We start from the raw sequence: 20,866 nt of genomic DNA, 5'->3' as shown, positions 1-20,866 counted from the left end.
CACCGCCCGGATCCTCGGGACCCGGGCGGTGTCGTGCGGTCGGGCTGGTGTCAGGGAATCAGCTGCCAGCGGGCGATGTAGCCGACGTCGATGGCTGCCCGGTCCTGCACACGCAGGGTCCAGGTGCCGTTGAGCGGTTGCGCGGAGGCGTCGACGGTGAAGGTCTGGTCGACGTTGTCGGCGGAGCCGCCGCTGCGGTTGAGCAGGGAGTAGACGGTGCCGTTGGGGCCGAGGAGGTCGACGGTGAGGTCGCCGCGGTAGGTGTGGACGATGTTGACGTAGACCGAGGTGGTCGCGGAGGCGTTGCCGTCGCGGCCGGTGATGGTCAGCGGTGACTCCACGGCGGCCCCGTTGTCCGGGATGTCGACGCGGGTGGCGTTGGCGTAGACGTAGCCGATCTTCCAGGTGAAGGTGTCCGAGGCGGTCGCCCCGGTGCTGTCGGTCACGGTGATCGTGACGTCGCTGGTGGCGAGGGTCGTCGGGACGCCGCTGATCAGACCGCCCGGGCTGATGCTGAGGCCGTCGGGCAGTCCGGTGGCCTCGTAGGTCAGGGCGGCGCCGGTGTTGGTGGTGTAGGCATCCAGTTGGAGGCTGACGTTCTGGTCGACGCCGCTGAACTGGTCGGCGGTCGGGGCGAGGTTGACGCCGAGGGCGACGCGGTTGCCGACGTTGATCGCGGCCCAGGCATCGGCGACGGCGAGGTAGGTCGGGCTGTAGGCGCCGAACAGGTCGCCGGCGGCCGACAGGGTGGCGGTGCGGGCACCGGCGTAGTCGGTCGTGGACGTCATGTACGTCGTCAGCGCGCGGTACCAGATCGCGGCGGCGTTCTGGATACCGATGCCGGTGACGGGCCGGCCGTCGTACGTCGGGCTGTCGTAGTCCACGCCGTTGACGGTCTTGGCGCCGCTGCCCTCGGAGAGCAGGTAGAAGAAGTGGTTCGCGGGGCCCGAGGAGTAGTGGACGTCGATGCCGCCGAGGGCGGAGCTCCAACTGTCGCGGGAGGCACCGTCCTTGGAGGGCTTGTCCATGTAACGCAGCGGTGTGCCGTCACCGTTGATGTCGATCTTCTCACCGACGAGGTAGTCCCCGGGGTCGGCCGGAAGGTTCTCGTAGAACTCGACGGCGGCGGCGAAGATGTCGGAGGTCGCCTCGTTGAGCCCGCCGGACTCCCCCGAGTACACCAGGCCCGCGGTGGCGGCGGTGACGCCGTGGCTCATCTCGTGGGCCGCCACGTCGAGCGCGGTCAGCGGATGGGTGTTGCCCGAGCCGTCGCCGTACGTCATGCAGAAGCAGGCGTCCTGCCAGAAGGCGTTGACGTAGTTGTTGCCGTAGTGGGCGCGGCTGTAGGCGGCGACACCGTCGTTGCGGATGCCGTTGCGGCCGTACGTCTCCTTGTAGTAGTCCCAGGTGGCCGCGGCACCGAACGCCACGTCGACACCGGCGGTCTGACGGTTGGTCGGAAGTCCGTTGCCCCAGACATCGTTGTCGTCCGTGAACAGGGTGCCGGTGCCCGAGGTCCCCTGGTTGAGGTCGTACGTCCGCTGCCCGGCACGGTCGGGGTCGACGAGCTGGTACGTCGATCCCGACAGGGTGGAGCCGAGCGGCACCTCGCCGGCGTACTGGCCGGTGCCGGAGCCGGTGTGGACGTGCTCCGCGGCCAGAAGCTTCTTGCCGGTGACGGCGTCGGTAACGACCTGGAGTTCGCTGGGAGTGCCGTCCTTCTGGACGCCCTCGACGAGGGTCTCCCACGCCAGCACGGTCTTACCGGTCCCGGCCCAAACCACCAGGCGGGGCGCCCGCTCCGTCCGGGACCCCTTGGCCTCGGCCTTCTTCGAGACGCCGAGGGCCTTGGTGGCGGCGCCCGCGGCGGTGATCGCCGGACGGAGCGAGGGGACCTGAAGTCGGGCGGAGCTCGCCTTGGTGACGGACGTACGACCGCTCTTTTCGTGGACGACCAGGTCACCGCCGAGGACGGGCAGCCCCGCGTAGGTGCGTTCGTAACGGGTGTGCGTGGTGCCGTCGGCGTCCTTGATGACGTCCTTGACGACGAGCTTCTCCTGGGCGCCGAGGCCGATTCGCTGCGCCGTGCGGGGCGCCGCGGACCGGGCACTCTCGATCAGGGCCGCTCGGCGGGCGGGTGTCAGGGACGGCTGCGTGGCGCCGGCCCTGGGGGTGGCGGTGATCTTCGTGGGGCTCGGCTCGGCAGGGGCCGCGGCGGCGGGACTTGGGGCGGCGAGGGCGAGCAGGGAACCTACGGCAGTGAGAGCGAGGGCGGTGGCGGTGGCGCGTCTGCGCCCGGCAAGAGCGCGGCGTCGCAAGGGCAACGGGTTCTCCTTCAACACAACGGACGGCCCGTGAGGCAGGGTCGTGGACGAGACGGAGCGGCGGGGTGCGCCGATCCGGAGCGCTGCACGGCATGCGGGTGGAAGGAGGTGGGGGGTGGGGGTGTGGGGGTGCTCTGTGTGGGGATTCCGTCGAGGAACCGTGAACTTCCGCAGAAGAGTGGCACCGTACACACAGGTTTGTCATGTGAATGCCAAAGCAACGGCTGGAAATGACCATGCCGGACGGGCATATCGGCACAGGCAGCGCCGGTTTTCAGCCTCGCCTCAAAGGGAGGGCTTCACCGCGAGCCGTGGTGGATTTCCGCAACTGCGGTGTCATGGCGCTGATCAGACGAGTGGTCAGGCCGCCTCGGCTCCATCTCGCTCTGGCTGCTGCCGCCTTTTCCGACCGGCCATCCGCGTCAGGCGACCAGCTCGTAGATGCTGGCGGCCATCAGCCACAGGCCGGCGGCGAGGGAGAGCGTAACGACCAGCTGCTCCTGGTGCTCGCTCAGCCAGATCCGCAGGGCGTTCAGCCGGGCTTCCGCGGCCGCAGGCTCCCAGACCGCGTACATCTCCATGACGATGAGGCTGAGGGTCGCCAACAGGCAGTAGCCGCTCAGCGCGAGCCAGTCGTGCGCGGTGGAGAGGTCCGCCTCCAGGACCGTTGCAGCACCGGCGCCGACCAGCGCCCAAGGCTGCAGCAGCCACGCCAGACCGGCCGCCGTGACCCAGGAGGCGTTGTCGATCCGAGCGGCCCAGCGCACGGGACCGCGCGGGCGGGGCGGTCGGCGCCGCCGGCGCGCGCCGTACACCACCAGCCCCAGACCGATGGCGAGTTTCGCGGCGATCGCGGCGGTCGAGGGAGCGCTGTGGCGATCCGGCGGCTGACCGCCGGTCAGCAGCACCACGACGGCAATGACGACGACCAGGTTGGCCAGCCACGACAAAAGGAATGCCAGACCCTGACGGATACCGTTCCGCGAGGACAGCAACAGGATGAAGGCACTGTTGTGCAACGGCCCCAGGGTGACGGCCGTGCCGATCACCACCAGGTTGAGGACCATCGAACCAATCGCTCCTGTGCTTCGGGGTCGGCCGCCATCCATGCATCAGGGGCCGGCCGGCAGAAGATCGCGGCGCTGGCCACGGAGCCGCTTCACGACTGTGCAGGTGGCGGCCTGGCGGGTCAAGCAGGCCACGCCCATGACGCCCTACCTGTCTCCTCAGGCACGGTTCGAGAGGGAGCAGGGGCATGCACGTGAGGAAGGCCTATCTTGAGGCGATGGAATGGGGCACCCTCATAGGCACAGTGACCGGCGCAGTCATCGGAGTGGGCGCCACATCGATAGCCGACCGAGCCAAGTGGCGCCGCGAGCAGAGCGAGCGCCGTACTGAGGTCAGACGCGAACTGTATGCCGCCTACCTGGCAGCGGTCGCCAGGACCTGGAACGACATCCGCGCCGTCGTCATCGACAGCACGGAGCCCTGGCCAGAGCGGGCCCGTCAGGCGGAAGGCGCCTACCGCAACGGCGGAGTGTACGAGCTGCGGTACCAGCTGGCGATCACAGCGCCACCCGAGATCGTTGCCCTCTCCGACAAGACCATGAAGGGCATGCGCGACCTCGTTCAACAACTCATCGCCGGCCGCAGATACGACACCTGGGCGGAGCTCAGGAGTGAGTGCCGGCCATGGTTCGACGCCTTTGACGCCCTGCGTGCCGGCATGCGCCGAGATCTCGACCCTTCAGCCCTGCCCACGCCGGACGACCAGGCAGGGCCCAGGTAAGGGCCGTTCACAGCTGCCGCAATTGATCAGCAGATGCGCTCCGACCACGGACTCGGGCCTCGGCCCTTCTCGCAGGTCGTACCAGTAGCGGGCCTGATCACTCCTCGGGCTTCAACTGCCGCACCTACGCCAGCACCACAGCGGCGGCACGGTGTTGGTCGCTGTCGACTGTCCGGGGGATTCGTCACCGGTGGGTCACAGGTCGGTGCGCGGGAGAACTGCCGGCCCCACGGTTCTGTCTGGTTCGACGAGGCGGCTGGAGTCGCGCTCCGGACAACTGGAACTTGGGGGACGGCATGCGGAATGTGAGCGCGATGCGCAGCACGGCGGTAGCGGTCATCGTGGCTTCGGCGGCTCTGGCGGTGGCGGGGTGTCAGCCCGGTGAGGCGGATGCGGGCACCGGAGGAGGCGGAGCCACCTCGTCCGGGGCCGTCAGCACAGCAACGGCTTCTCCCTCCCCATCCGGCGCTGCGAAGCCTGGGAGTTCCGCCTCCGCTTCCACCGACCCGTCCGGCCCCTCAACGCCCTCTGTCTCCCCGCCCGCGCCCAGCGCCTCCGCGCCTTCGGCATCCGCGCCGGGTTCGGCGGCGACGTGCGCCGCGGGCAGTCTCAAAGCGACCTCCCGTCAGGCTGCCGTGCGGCCGGACGGTACGGGTACCGGTGCAGCCGTCGTCGAGTTCACCAATGTGTCCGCACAGACGTGCGTCCTCACAGGTCACCCCACGGTGGCCGGCGCCGGGAACGGCTCTCCCGAGATGAACGTGCCGCTCACCGTCAAGCCGACCGGAACCGCGACGGCGGTGACGGTACTGCCCGGTGCCGAAGCATGGGTGAAGCTGACGTTCGTGCAAGTGCAAGGAGAGGCCGACGGATACTGCGTATCCGGCTCGGCCCCCGTGGTGTATCCCACGATGGTGATCGGGCTGCCGGGGTCCGGGGCACACCAGGTGGCCCTGGACGACGGGCAGTTCGCCGAGTGCGACGACACCGTGACCGTCACCGCCGTATCAGCAGTCGAACCTTCCTGACCGATTCCAGGCGCAACAGGCGCGCCCAGCAGGGCTCAGTGAGGGGCCATGGCATGGGCGCGGGGCCTGCACCGAGTCATCGGCGCAGGCCCCGCGGTGTTTTCAGGGCGCGGTCGTCCATGACGCGTGACACGCCGGGCCCCGCCCTGCACCGCGGCGACGCCGTCCGCGCCCAGGACCCGAACCGCGCCGAAGTCACCGTGTTCAACGTGCTCGCCGAGGCACAGGCCGCGGCGCATTCGTGAGGGCAGCCACGGACATGATCCAGGTGCGGCGAACGCCCGCAGTGATACGCACGGTTCGACCACAGGAGACAGAGTTGACCGACAACGCAGACGGCGATCGCACGCCGGTGCGGCAACACGTGCACGGACATGTGCACACGGGCTTCGAAGCGGTGCGCGAGGTCTTCGCACAGGCGGCGGCCCGGCAACCGCACCCCACCGGCCAACAACTGGCCGTGTACCACCGTGGCGAGCGTGTGGTGGACCTCTGGGCCGGCCCCGTCGCGGACGGCGACTCGCTGACCGGCGTGTTCTCGGTGAGCAAGGGCGCAGCCCACCTGGTCGTGGCCCTGCTCGTCCAGGACGGCCTCCTGGACCTGGACCGCACGGTGGCCTCGTACTGGCCGGAGTTCGCCGCGGCGGGCAAGGAAGCGACGACGCTGCGCCAACTGCTCGCCCACCAGGCCGGCGTGATAGGCGTGGACGACGTCTTCACGATCGAGGAACTGGCCGACGACACCCTCATGGCCCAGCGCCTGGCCGCCCAGACGCCCTACTGGAAACCCGGCACGGCGTTCGGTTACCACGGCCTGGTCATAGCCGCCCTCACCGGCGAGGTCGTACGCCGTGCCACCGGCCGTACCCTCCAGGACTGGTGGGAGCACCGGGTGCGCCGCCCGTACGGCGTCGACTTCTATCTGGGCCTGCCGGAGGAACTCGAACCCAGATACGTCCCCGTGGCCCCGGCGATCCAGAACCCTGGCGGGGAGGTGGAAGAGCCCCCGGAGTTGGTGAAGATCGCCTTCAGTCACCAGTACCTGCCGGACCTGTCCGTCTTCCCCAACTTCCGCCGTACCAGGGCCCTCGGGCAGGGGTCAGCGGGCGGTGTCGCCTCCGCCCGAGGCGCGGCCGGGGCCTACGCGGCGGCGATCGGAGTCCTGGACGACCGGTCGGCTCTGCTGGACGCGGGCACGGTCGAGACATTCACCCGAATTCACTCCGAGGGCAGCGACGTGGTGGCCGGCGTCGAAAGCCGCTTCGCCCTGGGCTTCGCGGTCCTCGACGACCGCTACCCCTGCCTCGGTCCCGACGCTTTCGGTCACGGAGGGGCAGCCGGAGGGGTGGCCTTCGCCAGCCCACGGCTGGATCTGGCCTACGCCTACATCCGCACCCGGTTCACCGTCGGCGAGAGCGCGGATCAGGAGAACCGGCTGCTGATCGAGGAGGTGGTGCGGGCGGTCACCGGCCCCGCTCAGATACTGCAATCGCATGAGGAGTGACCCTCAACTTCGACCCACTGACCCCGACAGCGGAATCGGAGTCACCCTCGTGAAACCCAGGCATGATCGACACCGCGTTGTGGCACGGCCAGGCACCACCCATCGCGATGAACCCGGAAGCAGTGGCCGAGGCGATCGGCTTCGCGCTCGACCATCCCACGGGTGTCGACCTCAACACGGTGACGATCCGTCCGAACGCCCGGCCCGTCTGACCCCGGACGCGCAACCCGCCCACTGTTACAACGACGTCCGGCTGCCGGTGCAGCTACGACACCGAGACGATCACCTTGCCCGAACAGCCCGCCGGAGTCTCCCTCCTCCGATGGGAAGGCCGCGGCCGCACCCGGAAGGCGGGCCGTCCGGGAACGGGGCGGGCGAGGGGCCGAGGCCGGCTATGCCTCGTCCGCGTCCTCGGTGAGTTTGGCCAGCTCCCGGCTCGCCCGGTCCGCGGTCCGGCGGGCCTTGTCGGCGGCCCGGGCAGCGTCCTTCACCGCGGTGTCGGCGAGGGCCACCGTCTCCATGGCCTCGCGCAGTTCCTCTCGGGCTTGTTGCAGTTGCTCCTCCAGCTCGCTCACCCGGGCCCGGGCTCTTTCTGCGCGAGTGTCAGCAGCCTGCTTCGTGTCGTTCGCGGTGCTGAGGATGTCCTGGCTTCGGCGGGCCTCCCCTGCCGTCTCCTCGCTGCGCGCACGGGCCCGGTTCACTCGCTCGCGCCGCGCCTGGGTGCGCCGGTCGGGTTTGTTCGCCCGGGATTTCGTCCCGCGGGTCGCCGCCGTGGGGGCCGTAGTCGCTGGCGGCCGGGAGCGTTCGGGCAGGGCCTCGGGGGTGACGGCGGTGAAGTCCACCGTTGCCGCCGGCACTCTGGTCAGCCGGGCCGCCGCCCACTCCTCGGCGACCTTCTGGTCGGCCAGGACACCGTGCAGGATCTGCTCGACCTCATACCGGACCGCCTGAGTCAACGGCGATCCGGCTTGCTGTGCGAGATCGGCCGTCTCCCGCGCCAGCAGGGTGATCATCTGGTGCTGTTGGCGGCTCGCCTGGCGCAGCTGCCCGGCATCCAGCGTCCGATGCGCCTGCCGCAACGTCTCCCCCAGCTCCAGCAGGCGTTCTGCCTCCTGAGGGCGTTGGCGTACGAACAGGTTCGACGCCCAGGCCGCGAGCGTGGGCCGCCGCAGCCCGGCGATCCGCCGCGCCGCGGCCGCATCCTTCGCCCGGCGGGCCTCCGCCACCCATGCATCCCGCGCGGCGACGAACTCCTCGGGCCGCAGCCGGTACAACGCGCCGATGACCTCGTCAACATCCACACCCTCACCCTCTGCCCCGCTGGCCGTCCGTTGCCGGGCCGCGCCGCGTGACACGGTCTTCTTCGCCGCGCATTCACCAACCCGGGCGAAGGGGGCCGTTGCCCCTTGACCACCTTGTTGAAGTGTCGCCTGGTCGGACCCCTGTCCAGGTCAGGAAGGCCCGTGCTGTTCGCCTGGGGTTCACGGCGGGTAAGGGGCGATCTCAGCGGTCCATTCCGTCGTTGCTCTCAGCAGCGCCTCCGGCGTGATGTGACACGCGACTGTGAACGGGTCTCCTGGATGATTCCGCTTCCGCCAGGGCGGCGAGAACTCGAGATCCAAGCGGATCTGGAGGGTGACGTGCCGTGCATCGGCCCGGTCGGCCGTGAAGGCCAGGTTCGGCTCGATGAACTCAAGGCTGCGATCCGCTGGTTGGCCACCGTCGGGCGTGCGAGCAACGTCGCGGAGCCAATTGGCCAACGCGACCGCGTCCTCCGGAGTCAGTGCCTGCCAACGGAAAGTCCATGTTCCCTGTGGGCAATGCGCAGTGCCGTCGATGATCAGCCAGCTCCGACGCTTCCCCTCATGGGCGGCATCGGGGAACTGGTAGTTCACAACCCCCAGCTCAATGCCGTGCCCGTCACAGTCGATCAATCGCATTGAGCCAGCATGTCAGTCACCTGTCACTTGACGTCCCTTGGCCTTGTTTCGTCGCGAGGTGAGGTCCCGAAGGAACAGAACAAGGCAGGCAACGCCTGGCCGAAAGCGTCGGCAGTCTCACCGGTCGCCCTCTGCGCGGTGCGCTTCAGCCTGCTCGGGTTGCCCGGTTTGGGGACTTGGTGGCGCCTGGTCCGCGAAGGCCGCGGGTGTGCGGCCGGTGTGGGTGCGAAAGAAGCGGTCGAAGTTCGCGGAATCGGAGAACCCCAGGTGGGCGGCGACGGACCGGGCGTCCCATCCGGCGCCGCCGAGCAGTCGTCGCGCTTCCAACAGGCGCCGCTCGTCGATGAGTTCGCGTACGCCCTTGCCGGTGGTGGCGCGGGCGGCGCGGCTGAGGGTGCGCACCGAGCAGCCGAGCAGCTCGGCGTAGTCCGCAGCCCGGTGCAGTTCGCGAAAGTGCAGCTCCAGCGCGTTCATGAGGCGTGTGTATGTGTGTCGCGGGCGCTGCTCGTGGGGGCGGCGACATCAGGGGAGTTGGCGAGCCGCAGCAGCAGGGATTCGAGCAGGCTGCGCCGCAGGGCCGTGGTGGACGTCGAGTGGGCGGCGCCCCAACGCTTGGTGCTCGTGGAGCAGTTGGCAGGCCCTCTGCCGCAGCCAGTCGGTGTCGTCGGGGTGCGGGTTCAGGACGGCGGGGGCCTCGTGCGCGGTGAGCGGGGCCAGCAGGCGCGCGATGTCGGGGCGCAGTACGTCCGGCTCGAACAGGATGAACAGGCCGCGCGTGTCGCCGGGCGGATGCCAGCACTGCGCGTGCCCGGGTCGCACCCACAGCCACTGTCCGGTCCCGACCGTCCGCGTGATGTGGTCGACGTCGTGGAGGAGCTCGCCCTCGGTGACCGCGATGAGGTAGTGGAAGGTGGCGCGGCCCGGGCGGGGCGGGTTCCACGGCCAGTCCTCGAGCTGGGCGAAGAAGTCCTCGACGGTGGTCACCTCAAGCCCGTACGGAGTGCCGACCGGGGGCTGGAAACCGTACAAGGGGACCGCCGCGGGCCCCTCCTGCCTGGGGTGTCGCCTGTCGGCCATCACGTGTCCGCAGCGTACAGCCCGTTCGGCCAAGTCCGGAGAAACGATGGAACGTGCCGCCGCGAGTCCGCACGCTCCCCCGCGGCACCGCAGGACGCGGCAGCCCGTCCCCCTCCAGAAAGGCCCTGCCCGTGAACGGAACGACCCTGCACAAGACCGCCGCCACCTGCGCCGAGGAACTCCCCGGAGCCCGCTTGGAGCATCCCTTCGGGGACGACTGGGAGGTCTACAAGGTACGCGGCAAAGTGTTCATGCTGATGACCGAAGTCCCCGGGCGGCCGGTCGTGATCCTCAAGGCGGACCCCGGCGACGCCGAAGCCCTGGCGAACAGCAACCGGCACATCACCCCCCCCGGCTACCACATGAACAAGAGGCACTGGATCACCCTGGAGGGCGGGGAAGGCGTCGACAAGAAGCTGGTGACGGAACTCGTCACCGACTCCTACCGGCTCGTCGTCTCCGGCCTGCCCAAGGCCGAGCAGCCCGTCGACCCGCGCACCTACGACAGCAGCACCCAGGCGGCGCGGTGAGCGCGGCCGGCGACCGGCGACCGGCGACCGGCTCCAGGACACCGCCTGGCAGGCGGCCCTGGCCCGGGACTCGTGGCAGTACTGGCCGCCCATGGGTGAACGCGGCTGGGTGGCGGCACCGAACGTCTGCGGTCCCCCTCAGGCGAAGTCCGCTGCGGTGATGCCGTCGGGATGCCCGGACGGCCATTCCACCAGCTCGATCCGGTAGCCGTCCGGGTCTGTGAGCCATGACGTCTTCGGGCCATGAGGGCCACCCGGGTACTGGAGGGGCCCGGGACTCAGACCGGCTTCGGTCAGCGTCTCCAGGGTGGTGGCGAGACTCTCGACCTGAATCGCGAGGTGGTCGAAGCCGCTGCCCACGTCGACTGGTCCGTCGCCGGGACGGTGTACGAGTTCGAGCGAGGCCGCTGGTTCTTCGGGGAACTTGAGGATCACGAGGCGAGCCTCGTCACCGATATCGACCCTGCCCAGTTCGGTATAGCCCAGGGCGGTATAGAAACCGAGCGAGCGGTCCAGGTCGGTGACGCGGTAGGAGACGAAGAGTGTCTTCACGCGGCCGCCTCTGCTCGATGCACCAGGTAGCGCAGATGCGTCACGTCGCGGTCCTCAAGCCGTCGGACCAGGTCGAGTTCGATGTGACCGCCACCCAGGTGGTCGAACAGCCGTCGGCCGCCGCCGAGGAGGACCGGAACCAGATGGATCTCCATCTCGTCCAGCTGACCGGCGCGGAGAAGTGCTTGGGCCGCCCCGGCCCCGTGCACCATGACCGGCCGGTGCCCGGCGGCTGCGCGTGCCTGACGGGCGCAGTCCTCGACGTCGGTGACGAAACGCGCGCGGCCCGGCGGGACGTCCCCGTCATCCACCTGGTGAGTGAGTACGAAGATCGGCACGCCGTCATGGTGATCGCCTTTCCAACGCCCGGCGAGTTCGAAGGTCCGACGGCCGGAGATCAGCGCGCCGGTCGCCAGCGCCTCGCGATAGACCTGACCGCTGGGACCGTCGGACTCCCGGTCGTCGAGCCAGTTGAAAAGCCGTCCGCCATCCCGTCCGAGCTCCTGTCCTGGCCGATCGTCAGGGCCGGCGATATAGCCGTCGAGCGACATCGACATGTAGAGCCGAATCGGATTGTCCATCCTGGTCTCCCTCTCTTCTCCGTGAGGAAAGACTTCAGTCAACCGGCGAACTAATCGGTCCGGCGCGCCGGGCCGCAGGGAGGCTGAGGGGCAGGAGTTGAGGGCCGGAGCTGGCCGTTCGACAGAATTCCGGCGGGGCGTGCGGCGTCCGGGGCGGGGGCCCTTCGGCAGCACACAAGAAAAAGGGGTGCGTTGACGGATCAGGCCGTCTACGGTTGGCGTTGTTCAGGTGCGAAGGCTGCGGTTACTTCTCCTGTCAAGAGGGTGACGCGGGTTCGAATCCCGCCGCCGGCCCCGGCCGGTGTCGTCCAGCGGCCCAGGACGCCAACGTCGCCGCCGCCGACCTCGATCTCTGAACACCACGGCACGAGCCGCCCGCCACGGGGGAAAACCGGCGGGCGGCTTCGTCTCGTCTGTCCAGGTGGGTCGGCTAGGGTGACGGCATGTGTTGCTGCGCCGCCATGACCACCCGTACCGCCTCTTAACGGCGGTATCCGCGGTTGCCCATCACCGCGGCCTCGTTGACGGCTCCCTGCCGGGGCCGGTGTCACGACGTACCGCCGGATCAGTGTCCTGTCGGCAGCCACTCACTCATCGCTGTGCTGCCGGGCCATCCAGCCTGATCAGGGGAGTCATGTCTCAGTCGCAGCGCTTCGGTGCACCACACGCCAGTACGGGGCCCCGTCCCCTCGCCCGCACGCCGCAGGATCCGCCTGCCGCCACCCTGTTCTTGATGGTCGGGCTCCCCGGGGCCGGGAAGACCACCCGGGCCAAAGAGCTCGCCGTGACCCATCGGGCACTGCGGCTGACGCCGGACGACTGGATGGTCCCGCTGTTCGGCGATTCGATGGCCGACGGAAAGCGCTGGGTGCTGGAAGGGCGGCTCATCTCGGTCGCCCTCCAGGCGCTGCGGCTGGGGACCAGCGTCGTGCTCGACTACGGCCTCTGGGGCCGTGATGAGCGTTCGGCACTGCGATGGCTGGCACGCGCGGCCGGGGCGGTATGTGAGGTGGTCTATGTGCGCGTGGACAAGGAGGTCCAGCTCGCCCGTATCGCGCATCGCCAGGCGACGGCGCCGCATCAGACGTTTCCCATGAGCGAGACCGACGTAGAGCAATGGCGGGAGCAGTTCGAGGTGCCCGGTGCCGCGGAAATCGCCGGGGGCGAGATCCCCGCCCCGCCGAAGGGGTGGCAGGGCTGGCCGGAGTGGGCGGTGGACCACTGGCCCTCGTGCACCGGTACCTGACGTGGACTGGACGCCGCCGATACCGCCTTCGGTCCTGCGTCACAGGGACCCTACGTACATGGAATACGTACTCCTACCGACGTGTTCCCGGCATCCATGTCATTTCCTTGTGTGCATGACGACACCGGGTGTGGGCGCGCAGATGCCGAAGAGTGTCCGGCACGCTGTCATGACGAAGCGGTCCGCTCCGTCTGTCGTCGCGGCACTCACCTTGGCCGGTCTGTTCACCGCGGGGTGCTCGGGCGGCGACGACACCGCCGCGTACGAGAGTCCGAGCCAGAGCGCGACGGAGGTCACCGAGTCGCCGACGCCGTCCCCCACTCCCCCGTATCCGACCGGAGCCTCGGGCTGCCATGACAACAAGGGGTGGACAACGGCGGAGTCCGTGGACTGGGTGAAGCTCGACGTCGACACTCCCCAGCAGAACTCGGGTTCTGGTGATCTGGAGTTCTCCAGCATGCCGGGATACCTCGGTCCGCTCTGTCACAAGATCACCGTGCAGGTCGAGTTCTGGAAGCTGGTGTACGGCGTCGCGGACGGCGGAGACGGCGAGTCGCTCTCGGACGGGACGCGGCCCGACTACTACTTCGACCTTCGCCGTGTGAAACGCGTCGAGTTGCGGGCGGACGCCAGCAGCGAGCGGCGGATCGCCCTGCCCAAGTCCCTGTACGCGGAGGATCGCAGTCCCTGTGTGGGCGCCCTGCTGACGATCACCGTGGGCAAGCCGCTCAAGAGCAAGGAACTGCCCAAGGAGGTCGAGGTCGGCGGGACCCAGGACATCTGGGACCGCGACACGGTCGAATTCCGCTCGAAGCGGGTCGCCGACTACGAGCTCTCCCAGCCCTCGGCGCCACAGGTGTGCAGTCCGGACGGCAAACCCACCGCGGACCCGGCCGATGTGCCGCCTCCGAGCGCCGAGCCGACGGACCTGTATCCGACGGGCCTCTACCCCTCGCCCAGCTACAGCTTCGACCTCGACGACATCCTCCGCTCCCCCACGCCCTGAGCGAGCGTGAAACGCCGCGGGAATCCGAGCGGGCATCCGACCTCTCATCACATCAACAGGCCCTGCCACCAAGGCAGTCCGACAGGGCACCGACCTCACCATGGGGAACTGCATGCGCATGCGCACCACCGCCACCGTCCTCACCAGCGCCGTCGTCGTCTCGGCGCTCGCCCTCCCGGGCGCCGCACAGGCGGCACAGCACCCGGGGGCGGCGACGTCTCTCGGCGCCTTCGCCTCCGGCGGCGTCGAGCCGCAGGACGCGCTGGGCGGGACCACCTTCTCGGACGGCGTCGTCAACGGCGGCAAGGACATCGTCCTCGGAGTGACGGGCAAGAAGGCCGTTCCCGTCACGTTCAGCGCCTTCGACGCGGAAGGCGTCGCCCTCACCCAGGCGTTCCTGTGGCAGGGCACCGACAGTTCGAGCACGGACACCATCACCGGCTCGTTCCAGTCGGACGACGACCCCGTCTGCACGGAGTCACCGGCCGAGGGCGGCTGGAGCTACAGCTGCAAGACGGTCTTCACCATCGACCCCGCCATCGCCTTCAAGGACGGCAACGGCACCGCCGGTACCTGGAAGCTCTTCCTCGGCGCCTACGACCTGTACGCCAACGCCAGTTACGACGACGACGTCACCAGGGCCCAGTTCAAGCGGGCCGCGAAACTCACCGCCAACGCCTCGCCCGAGCCGGTCAAGAAGGGCAAGACCATCACGGTCACCGGCAAGCTGAGCCGCGCCAACTGGACCACAGGCAAGTACGCGGGCTACGCGACCCAGCCGGTGAAGCTGCAGTTCCGCAAGAAGGGCAGCAGCACCTACACCACCGTCAAGACCGTCAAGACGAATTCGACGGGGAACCTGAGCACCACCGTCAAGGCCGTCTCCGACGGGTACTACCGGTTCGCCTTCGCGGGCACGGCCACCACCGGCTCCGCGACGGCCACCGGCGACTTCATCGACGTCAAGTAGGCGGGCCCGGCTGATCTGGCCGGGGTCAGTCCTGGTCCGGCCTGGCGTCGGCGAAGCGGTTTCCGGTGCGGCGGCGGGCCATCAGTGTGGCCAGGGCGGTGCGGGAGGAGACCCCGGTCTTGCGGAAGGCGCGGGAGACATGGGTGTCGACGGTTCGCCGGCTGACGTAGAGCCGGTCGGCGATGGCCTGGCTGGTGAGGCCCTGGGCCACCAGCTCGGCTATCTCCCGTTCCCTGGCGGTCAGGGTGGCCAGGCGTTCGGCGAGTTCGGCGCGGTCCGGGGAGCCGTACGCGGCCTCGGATCCGCCGTCGGTCGGGCGGGTGGCGTCGGCGAGGCCCACCAGCATGCCGCTGCCGCCCGCCTCGGCGAGCCGCCGGCCTCTCAGCCAGGCGAGCGTGCCGTCGCGGGCGCGGCCCGCCGCCGTTTCCAGCGGCGCGCCGAGAAGCAGGGAGAGGGCTTCCCAGAAAACCGCGCCGCAGCGGGCACTCTCCGTCGCGGCCTGGGCGAACAGGTCCGCCGCCGCTGCCGTGTCCCCCTGCGCCAGCGGCAGATGGGCGGTGCTGCGCAGCGCGGAGGCCCGCTGCATCGGCAGCCCAAGCTGTTCCGCCTCCTTACGGGCCTGTTCGGCCCGCTCACGGGCCTCCTCGGATCGGCCCGTGACCAGTGCGGCCGTGACCAGGATCTCCAGGTACAGCGGCCGCATCGAGGGCTGGATCCGGTGCAGTTCGGGGCCGCCCGCCTGGAGCAGCGCGTCCCGGGCGCCGACCGGATCGCCGGCCATGAGCGACGCCCAGCCGAAGATGCACCAGGCGGTGGAGGCCCACCAGTTCACCCCGGTTCCGGCCGCGGCCACCGCCTCCTCGGCGACGGCGCGGGGACGCGGATCGCCCGGCGGGCAGGAGGCGACGAGTGCGGAGGCCTTGCTCGCCAGCGCGAACGTGAGGAGCTGGTCGCTGCCGATGCCGCGGGAGATGTCCTCCGCCAGGTCGGCGAGTTCCACCGCGGAGGAGACGCGGCAGGTCTGCACCCGGACATGGGACAGACAGAGCAGCAGATGAGGCATGACGTAGAGCTGGCCGCTGCGGCGGGCGATGTCGAGGCCGCGCTCGGCGTGCCGCTCCGCGTCCGGGTAGTGCTCCAGAAAGGCCTCGGCCCACCCGAGCCTCGCGAGCGGTTCGCACAGGGCGGTGAGGTCGTTGTCGGGCAGCGAGTCGACCAGGGCGGCGGCCTGCCGGGCCAGTTCGTGCGCCGCGCTCATGTTGCCCTCGTACGCCTCCCCCAGGGCGGCGACCGCGAGGAGGCCCGCCCCACCGGCCTCGTCGCCCATCGACCGGGCCGCCGCGAGGGCCGCCTCGACCTCGGCGCGGACCTGGGGATAGGAGGTGCCGGTGCCCTGGGGCGCGGCCGAACCGAGTTCCAGGCCGAGCCGGACGACATCGGCCGGTGCGGGATCGCGGGCGAGCTCGCGGCGCAACAGGGCGACGGCCTCGGCGCAGCGCCCCAGATGGCGCTCCACCAGCGCGCACAGCACGACCGCGCGCACCCTGAGGTCGTGGTCCTCGCCGGTGGCGTGGCCATCGGACGACCGGGACGGGGTGGCGATGAGTTCCTGGAGCAGGTCGCGGCTCTCGCGCAGCCCCCCGCACGCGGCCAGGGCCTGGGCCCGCCGCAGCGTCAACTCCCGCCGCCGTAAGGCGTGTTCGGCGGTGTGCGGAAGGTGGCGGAGCGCCACGTCGAGCCAGTGGGCGCAACTCGCCGGGGCCGTGCGGGCGGTCCGTGCGGCGGCCTCGTCGAGTACGGCCACCGCAGCCGGGTCCCAGGCGGTCAGCGACCGCTCCACATGGTGGGCCCGCTCGGCGGCGGAGGCACCGGCGAAGGCCAGCTCCTCGGCGGCGAGCCGGTGGATGTCCACGCGTCTCAAGAAGGGTGTGCGCTCGTGGACGAGGGTGCGGACGACCGGATGCCGCAGGGTCAGCAGGCCCTGCGGGTCGGAGCGCAGCAGATCGCGGTGGGTGAGGGTGTCGACGTCGTCGGTGAACGCGGCGCCGGAGCGGCCGGTCACCCGGCCCAGCATCACCGGGGTGGCGTGCTCTCCCAGCACCGCGACGGCCTCGACGATGCCGCGCTGGGAGGGGGTCAGCGCGGTGAGTTCCTCCAGCAACAGGGCGCCGAGCCCGGGTGGCGACGAGGAGTCGGACGTCGTACCTCCGCGGCGGGCCTGAAGGAGGGTCAGGAAGTACAGCGGGTTGCCCTCGCTCGCGGCATACAGTGCGGCGGTGTCGGCGGGTGACATGCCGGGGCCGGCCAGTTCGGCGCAGTCGTGTGCGCTCAGCGGCCCCAGTCCGAGTCTGACGACCGTGCCGTCGTCGACTCCGCGGGTGAGTCTGGCGGCGAGCGACTCGGGGCTCTGGCGGTCACGGCGCGTCACGGCCAGGACGACGGGGGCGTGCACGGCATGGCGTACGAGATGATCCAGCAGTTCCAGTGACGCGGAGTCCGCCCAGTGCAGGTCGTCGAGGGCCAGCAGCAGCCCGGACGGGGCGGCGAGCCGGGCGAGCAGGGCCGCTGTGGAGCGGTGCAGTCCGAACCGGTCGGCCGCGTCGCTCTGCCGAGCAGTACTCCGTTGCAGAAGGGGGGATACCGCGTCGGCATCCCGGAATCCGTCCAGGGTGTGCGGATCGAGGTCGGCGAGCGCGTCGGTGAAGACCTGGAAGGGCACCTGCCGCTCGTACTCGGTGGCTCTGCCGCGCAGTACGGTCAAGCCGCGTCGGCGCGCCCGCGCGCAGACCTCGCCGAGCAGCCTGCTCTTGCCGATGCCCGCCGCACCGGTGATGTCGACGAGCTGGGATCGGCCCGTGTCACGGCTTTCCCCGCCCTTCGCCGTGCCGCGGGCGGCGCGGGCGTCGCGGGCTGCACGGTCGAGCAGTTCGTCGAACCGGGCCAGTTCAACAGACCGGCTCAGCAACGGCGCCCCGTACCCGGCCTCCCCAACCACCCCGTCCGCCACCACAGTTACCCCCTTGTCTTGACATTCCCCTCACACATCATTCTCACCTGTTGATCGACATAACCGCCGCATCTCCGCCCCGGAACGGACGGATGTCACATCGCGGAATACGTAACCGGCTACGTATTTGTACGGACGTCTCCCGTCGTGCGGCCTTCTAGGTTCGGAAGGTCGCACAACGTGGACGGGCCTGAGGGGACTGAGTGACAGGCAACACCCTGCGTAAAAGGGGGAATTGGGCGTCGGTGCTGGCCGCGGGGATTCTGCTGACCGGATGCACGGCGCAGGGCGCGGACGGCAAGCCCGCACCGGGATCCTCGGCGCCGCCGGCCGCCGTGCCGACCGGTGCGGGAGCGACCGCGGCCTCTTCCGCGAGTTCCACCGCGGCCGCCTCCGTCTTCACCCCCAACGCCTCCCTCGTCCCCCGCACCACGCGGGCGGGACGCGCCCTCGCCGACGCCGTCGTGCTCGCCCCCGCCGACTGGGGGCGGGGCTACGTCGCCCGGAAGCCCGCCGCCGGCACCCCCGGCACCTGGGCCGTCCTCGGCGCGAACTGCCGCTGGGAACGCGAGAAGCTGCCGAAGGGAGTGCTGGCCAACTCGTCCCGCTACAGCGAGCTCCCCGCAGGCGGCGGCAAGAGCGCCGTGACCGTGACCGCCGTCGCCACCGTGCACACCTCCGCCCTCGGCGCCGACGAACAACTCAGCACGACCCTGGAAGAGGTGCTGCGCTGCCCCCGGCAGCAGCCGCGCTCCAACGAGCTGATCACCGGTATGAACTCGCAGGGCACCCCGTTCGGCGCGCGTGGGAACAACTACGCCGACAACTCCGTACTGGAACTCGGCCAGTTCACCGTGAACGGCGGCGCCGCGCAGCCGTACCGCTGGATGGTCGCCCGGCTCGGCACGGTCGTCGTGGCCGTCTCCGTGACCGCCGGCACCGGTTACACCGAAGACGATCTGACCACGCTGGGCGGCAACTCCCTGGCGAAGATGCTGGAGCGGATCCAGCAGCGGTTGAAGGGCAAGTGATGGAACCGCTGCGTACCTCGGATCCCGCCAAACTGGCGGACTACCGGCTGCTCGGACGTCTCGGTGCGGGCGGCATGGGTGTCGTGTACCTGGCCCGCTCGGCGGGAGGCACCCTGGTCGCGTTGAAGGTGATCCAGGCGGAGCTCGCCGAGGACGACGGTTTCCGGGAGCGGTTCCGCCGCGAGGCGGAGACGGCACGCCGGATGACCAGCCCGTGGGTGGCGTCCCTGGTGGACGCGGACCCCGACGCCGCGGAGCCCTGGCTGGCCACCACGTTCGTGCCGGGCCCCTCGCTCGGTGAGGCCGTCGCCGAGCACGGCCCGCTGCCCGTACGGAGCCTGCGGGTGCTCGGGGCACGGCTCGCCGACGCCCTGCGGGAACTCCACTCGGCCCATCTGGTGCACCGGGACGTCAAGCCGGGCAACGTCCTGCTGGCACTCGACGGGCCACGCCTGATCGACTTCGGCGTCGCCCGTGACGCTCAGGACACGTCACTCACCTCGACCGGTGTCGTGGTCGGCACGCCGGGCTTCCTCTCCCCCGAACAGGCCCGGGGCGGGGGCGAGTCAGGGCCTGAGGCAGACGTGTTCTCGCTGGGCTGTCTGCTGGCGTACGCCGCCACCGGCCGTCCTCCGTTCGGCACCGGTTCGGCAGACGCCCTGCTGTACCGGGCGGCGCACGACGCACCGGATCTGGACGGGGTGCCGGCCGAACTCACCGAGGTGATCGTCGGGTGTCTGGAGAAGGCCCCGCGAGACCGGCCGACGGCCGAGGCGCTCGCCGAGACGCTCACCGCGGCCGGGACGACCGCTGAGCCATCCGGCGACGCCGTCCCCGACGTACCGGACGACCCCCGCGAGGCTCTGCGCAAGGAGCCTCTCCAGGAGGCAGTCGAAGACTCGATCCCTGCACCGGTCCCACAGGACGAGGCATGGCTCCCCGAGCCGCTGGTGCGGCTGATCGCCGAACGGTCCGCCGCCGGGCTCGCGCTGCCCGGTATCGACGACACCGAGATCGACGCCTCGGCCGATCCCGCCGTCGAGACCCCGCCGCCCAGCCGCCGCCGCTTCCTGCTGCTGGCCGGGGGCGCGGCGGCGGTCGCCGTGGCCGGGGGCGGCGCGGCCGCCTGGGCCGCGCTGTCCCGGGACGACGGGAACAAGAAGCCGCCCGCCGCCACCGGGCCCGTGCACACCATCGCGCTGCACGCAGACCTGAGCGGCGACCAGAAAGCGGTCGGCCGGGCCCAGGAACAAGGACTCAGGCTCGCGGTCGCCGAGTTCAACGCACGCAGGAACAAGCCCTTCAAGCTCGCGGTGCGGACCGTGGACGACGCCGGTGACCCGGCCAGAGCGCCCGTCGTCGCCAAGGAACTCGTCGCCGACTCCTCCGTCCTGGCGGTGATCGGCCCCACCACGGACGGCTGCGCCCTGGCCGCGCTGGCGACGTACGACGCCGCGTCGCTGCCCATGATCGCGGTGTCGCCCGGTGCCACCGTGCTGGGGGTGATGGGCAGCCGCTCCTTCCTGCACGCCCGCGTGACGGACACCATCCAGCCGTTCTACATGAACGCGTATCTGCGCGGCACCGGGAAGTCCCGCTCGGTCGGCATCGTCGACGACCGGGCGGCCGACGCCTACGCGTACGCCTCGGAGCTCAGCAGCACGCTCGCCAAGATCCAGCGGGACGCCGGGCAGCCGTTCGTGCCGAAGGTGGTCAGCGCACTGCGGACCGACTTCGGGCCCACCCTCGACGCTCTGCTCGCCGGCGGCGCCGACTCGGTGGCCTTCGCCGGCTACCACGACCGGGCGGCGCTGATGGCCCGGGTGCTGGACAGCCGCGGCTTCCCCGGTGCCAGGGTCGGCGCCCACGGACTGCTGGACGCCCGGTTCCTGTCGGAGGCCGGAGCCGCGGCCGACGGCTGGGCCATCGTGGCCCCGGTCATGGACGCCACCGTGGCCCCGGAGGCGAAGACGTTCGCCGCGGCGTACCGCGCACATTTCGACGCCGATCCGGAACCGTACGCCGCCGAGGCGTACGACGTGGCACAGATGACCGTGCAGAGTCTGAGCGAACTGGCCTCGGGACAGGTCACCCGGTCAAAACTGACGACGGCGCTGCGCTCGGCCACGTACAAGGGGATCACCAAGAACTTCGCGTTCAACAAGGACACCGGCATCCTGACCATCGACGGCACCGGGGTCTACCTGTGGAAGGTGGACGGCGGCCGGTTCGCCTACCAGGGTGTGGCCTCGTTCCAAGCGTCCACCTGAGGGGGGTGTCG

18 protein-coding genes, 1 tRNA gene and 1 pseudogene are annotated in these 20,866 nt (G+C 70.3%); 12 read left to right on the top strand and 8 right to left on the bottom strand.

Translation table 11 applies throughout. The features are described 5' to 3' along the window. Window positions 1-50: 50 nt before the first annotated feature. Entirely contained in the window at window positions 51-2,324 is a 2,274-nt protein-coding gene (locus OG885_RS43870; RefSeq protein ID WP_405742401.1) for a M4 family metallopeptidase, read from the bottom strand. A gap of 422 nt (window positions 2,325-2,746) precedes the next feature. Further along, window positions 2,747-3,391 carry a GAP family protein gene (locus OG885_RS43865; protein WP_405742399.1) on the bottom strand — a complete coding sequence of 215 codons (645 nt, stop codon included), beginning with the start codon at window positions 3,389-3,391 and terminating at the stop codon, window positions 2,747-2,749. Window positions 3,392-3,579: 188 nt separating this feature from the next. On the opposite strand from OG885_RS43865, the gene OG885_RS43860 reads away from it, so the two are divergent. The 5 genes from OG885_RS43860 to OG885_RS43840 all read left to right on the top strand — a co-directional run bounded on the left by OG885_RS43860 (window position 3,580) and on the right by OG885_RS43840 (window position 6,857). Continuing rightward, on the top strand, window positions 3,580-4,113 hold the full coding sequence (locus tag OG885_RS43860; RefSeq protein WP_405742397.1) for a hypothetical protein: 534 nt from the start codon (window positions 3,580-3,582) through the stop codon (window positions 4,111-4,113). A 296-nt stretch (window positions 4,114-4,409) separates the two neighbouring features. Then, entirely contained in the window at window positions 4,410-5,141 is a 732-nt protein-coding gene (locus OG885_RS43855) for a DUF4232 domain-containing protein (RefSeq protein ID WP_405742395.1), read from the top strand. 119 nt (window positions 5,142-5,260) lie between these two features. Further along, a complete protein-coding gene (locus tag OG885_RS43850; RefSeq protein WP_405742393.1) occupies window positions 5,261-5,386 on the top strand; it encodes a hypothetical protein in 126 nt (41 codons plus the stop codon). 74 nt (window positions 5,387-5,460) lie between these two features. Then, the gene (locus OG885_RS43845; RefSeq protein WP_405742392.1) at window positions 5,461-6,645 is read left to right on the top strand and encodes a serine hydrolase domain-containing protein; all 1,185 of its coding nucleotides are present in this window, start codon (window positions 5,461-5,463) and stop codon (window positions 6,643-6,645) included. A gap of 62 nt (window positions 6,646-6,707) precedes the next feature. Further along, window positions 6,708-6,857, top strand: a complete 150-nt coding sequence (locus OG885_RS43840) for a hypothetical protein (protein ID WP_405742390.1) — start codon at window positions 6,708-6,710, stop codon at window positions 6,855-6,857. A gap of 180 nt (window positions 6,858-7,037) precedes the next feature. On the opposite strand, the gene OG885_RS43835 is transcribed toward OG885_RS43840, so the two are convergent. From OG885_RS43835 to OG885_RS43825, 3 genes and pseudogenes are all read right to left on the bottom strand, one after another. Then, the gene (locus tag OG885_RS43835; protein ID WP_405742388.1) at window positions 7,038-7,946 is read right to left on the bottom strand and encodes a hypothetical protein; all 909 of its coding nucleotides are present in this window, start codon (window positions 7,944-7,946) and stop codon (window positions 7,038-7,040) included. 180 nt (window positions 7,947-8,126) lie between these two features. Then, the gene (locus OG885_RS43830; protein ID WP_405742386.1) at window positions 8,127-8,585 is read right to left on the bottom strand and encodes a hypothetical protein; all 459 of its coding nucleotides are present in this window, start codon (window positions 8,583-8,585) and stop codon (window positions 8,127-8,129) included. Between the two features lie 117 nt (window positions 8,586-8,702). Further along, window positions 8,703-9,665, bottom strand: a pseudogene (locus OG885_RS43825) (helix-turn-helix domain-containing protein). 128 nt (window positions 9,666-9,793) lie between these two features. Between OG885_RS43825 and OG885_RS43820 the strand changes: the two are divergent. Further along, complete coding sequence (locus OG885_RS43820; protein WP_405742384.1) at window positions 9,794-10,192, top strand: MmcQ/YjbR family DNA-binding protein; 399 nt, start codon at window positions 9,794-9,796, stop codon at window positions 10,190-10,192. Between the two features lie 138 nt (window positions 10,193-10,330). Here OG885_RS43820 and OG885_RS43815 read toward each other — a convergent pair whose 3' ends face one another. Then, window positions 10,331-10,744, bottom strand: a complete 414-nt coding sequence (locus OG885_RS43815) for a VOC family protein (RefSeq protein WP_405742382.1) — start codon at window positions 10,742-10,744, stop codon at window positions 10,331-10,333. Then, on the bottom strand, window positions 10,741-11,325 hold the full coding sequence (locus OG885_RS43810; protein WP_405743176.1) for a dihydrofolate reductase family protein: 585 nt from the start codon (window positions 11,323-11,325) through the stop codon (window positions 10,741-10,743). Before OG885_RS43810 ends, OG885_RS43815 begins: the two co-directional genes overlap by 4 nt. Before the next feature lie 214 nt (window positions 11,326-11,539). On the opposite strand from OG885_RS43810, the gene OG885_RS43805 reads away from it, so the two are divergent. The 4 genes from OG885_RS43805 (at window position 11,540) to OG885_RS43790 (ending at window position 14,547) form a co-directional block, all read left to right on the top strand. Next, window positions 11,540-11,619: transfer RNA gene (locus OG885_RS43805), tRNA-Asp, on the top strand. A 439-nt stretch (window positions 11,620-12,058) separates the two neighbouring features. Then, window positions 12,059-12,571 (top strand): AAA family ATPase, encoded by a 513-nt coding sequence (locus OG885_RS43800; RefSeq protein WP_405742380.1) that lies wholly within the window; start codon window positions 12,059-12,061, stop codon window positions 12,569-12,571. 115 nt (window positions 12,572-12,686) lie between these two features. After that, window positions 12,687-13,577: a hypothetical protein gene (locus OG885_RS43795; protein WP_405742378.1), complete on the top strand. Its 891-nt coding sequence runs from the start codon at window positions 12,687-12,689 to the stop codon at window positions 13,575-13,577. A 112-nt stretch (window positions 13,578-13,689) separates the two neighbouring features. Beyond that, the gene (locus tag OG885_RS43790; RefSeq protein ID WP_405742376.1) at window positions 13,690-14,547 is read left to right on the top strand and encodes a hypothetical protein; all 858 of its coding nucleotides are present in this window, start codon (window positions 13,690-13,692) and stop codon (window positions 14,545-14,547) included. A gap of 25 nt (window positions 14,548-14,572) precedes the next feature. On the opposite strand, the gene OG885_RS43785 is transcribed toward OG885_RS43790, so the two are convergent. Next, window positions 14,573-17,512, bottom strand: a complete 2,940-nt coding sequence (locus tag OG885_RS43785) for an AAA family ATPase (protein ID WP_405743174.1) — start codon at window positions 17,510-17,512, stop codon at window positions 14,573-14,575. Between the two features lie 245 nt (window positions 17,513-17,757). Between OG885_RS43785 and OG885_RS43780 the strand changes: the two genes are divergently transcribed. Both OG885_RS43780 and OG885_RS43775 read left to right on the top strand, forming a co-directional pair. After that, complete coding sequence (locus OG885_RS43780; RefSeq protein ID WP_405742374.1) at window positions 17,758-18,585, top strand: hypothetical protein; 828 nt, start codon at window positions 17,758-17,760, stop codon at window positions 18,583-18,585. Next, entirely contained in the window at window positions 18,585-20,855 is a 2,271-nt protein-coding gene (locus tag OG885_RS43775; protein ID WP_405742372.1) for a bifunctional serine/threonine-protein kinase/ABC transporter substrate-binding protein, read from the top strand. Before OG885_RS43780 ends, OG885_RS43775 begins: the two co-directional genes overlap by 1 nt. Window positions 20,856-20,866 lie beyond the last annotated feature (11 nt).

It is taken from the genome of Streptomyces sp. NBC_00028 (assembly GCF_045041065.1).
Lineage (GTDB): Bacteria > Actinomycetota > Actinomycetes > Streptomycetales > Streptomycetaceae > Streptomyces.
The sequence above is the reverse complement of the archived record's forward strand: the minus strand, read 5'-3'. Positions and strand labels throughout refer to the sequence as shown.

Excerpts from the sequence above, each read along its gene's own strand:
- OG885_RS43840 (WP_405742390.1), top strand. The coding sequence starts at position 6,708 with ATGATCGACACCGCGTTGTGGCACGGCCAGGCACCACCCATCGCGATG.
- OG885_RS43830 (WP_405742386.1), bottom strand. The coding sequence starts at position 8,585 with ATGCGATTGATCGACTGTGACGGGCACGGCATTGAGCTGGGGGTTGTG.
- OG885_RS43775 (WP_405742372.1), top strand. The coding sequence starts at position 18,585 with ATGGAACCGCTGCGTACCTCGGATCCCGCCAAACTGGCGGACTACCGG.
- OG885_RS43800 (WP_405742380.1), top strand. The coding sequence starts at position 12,059 with ATGGTCGGGCTCCCCGGGGCCGGGAAGACCACCCGGGCCAAAGAGCTC.
- OG885_RS43850 (WP_405742393.1), top strand. The coding sequence starts at position 5,261 with ATGACGCGTGACACGCCGGGCCCCGCCCTGCACCGCGGCGACGCCGTC.
- OG885_RS43860 (WP_405742397.1), top strand. The coding sequence starts at position 3,580 with ATGCACGTGAGGAAGGCCTATCTTGAGGCGATGGAATGGGGCACCCTC.
- OG885_RS43855 (WP_405742395.1), top strand. The coding sequence starts at position 4,410 with ATGCGGAATGTGAGCGCGATGCGCAGCACGGCGGTAGCGGTCATCGTG.
- OG885_RS43865 (WP_405742399.1), bottom strand. The coding sequence starts at position 3,391 with ATGGTCCTCAACCTGGTGGTGATCGGCACGGCCGTCACCCTGGGGCCG.
- OG885_RS43790 (WP_405742376.1), top strand. The coding sequence starts at position 13,690 with ATGCGCATGCGCACCACCGCCACCGTCCTCACCAGCGCCGTCGTCGTC.
- OG885_RS43810 (WP_405743176.1), bottom strand. The coding sequence starts at position 11,325 with ATGGACAATCCGATTCGGCTCTACATGTCGATGTCGCTCGACGGCTAT.
- OG885_RS43795 (WP_405742378.1), top strand. The coding sequence starts at position 12,687 with ATGACGACACCGGGTGTGGGCGCGCAGATGCCGAAGAGTGTCCGGCAC.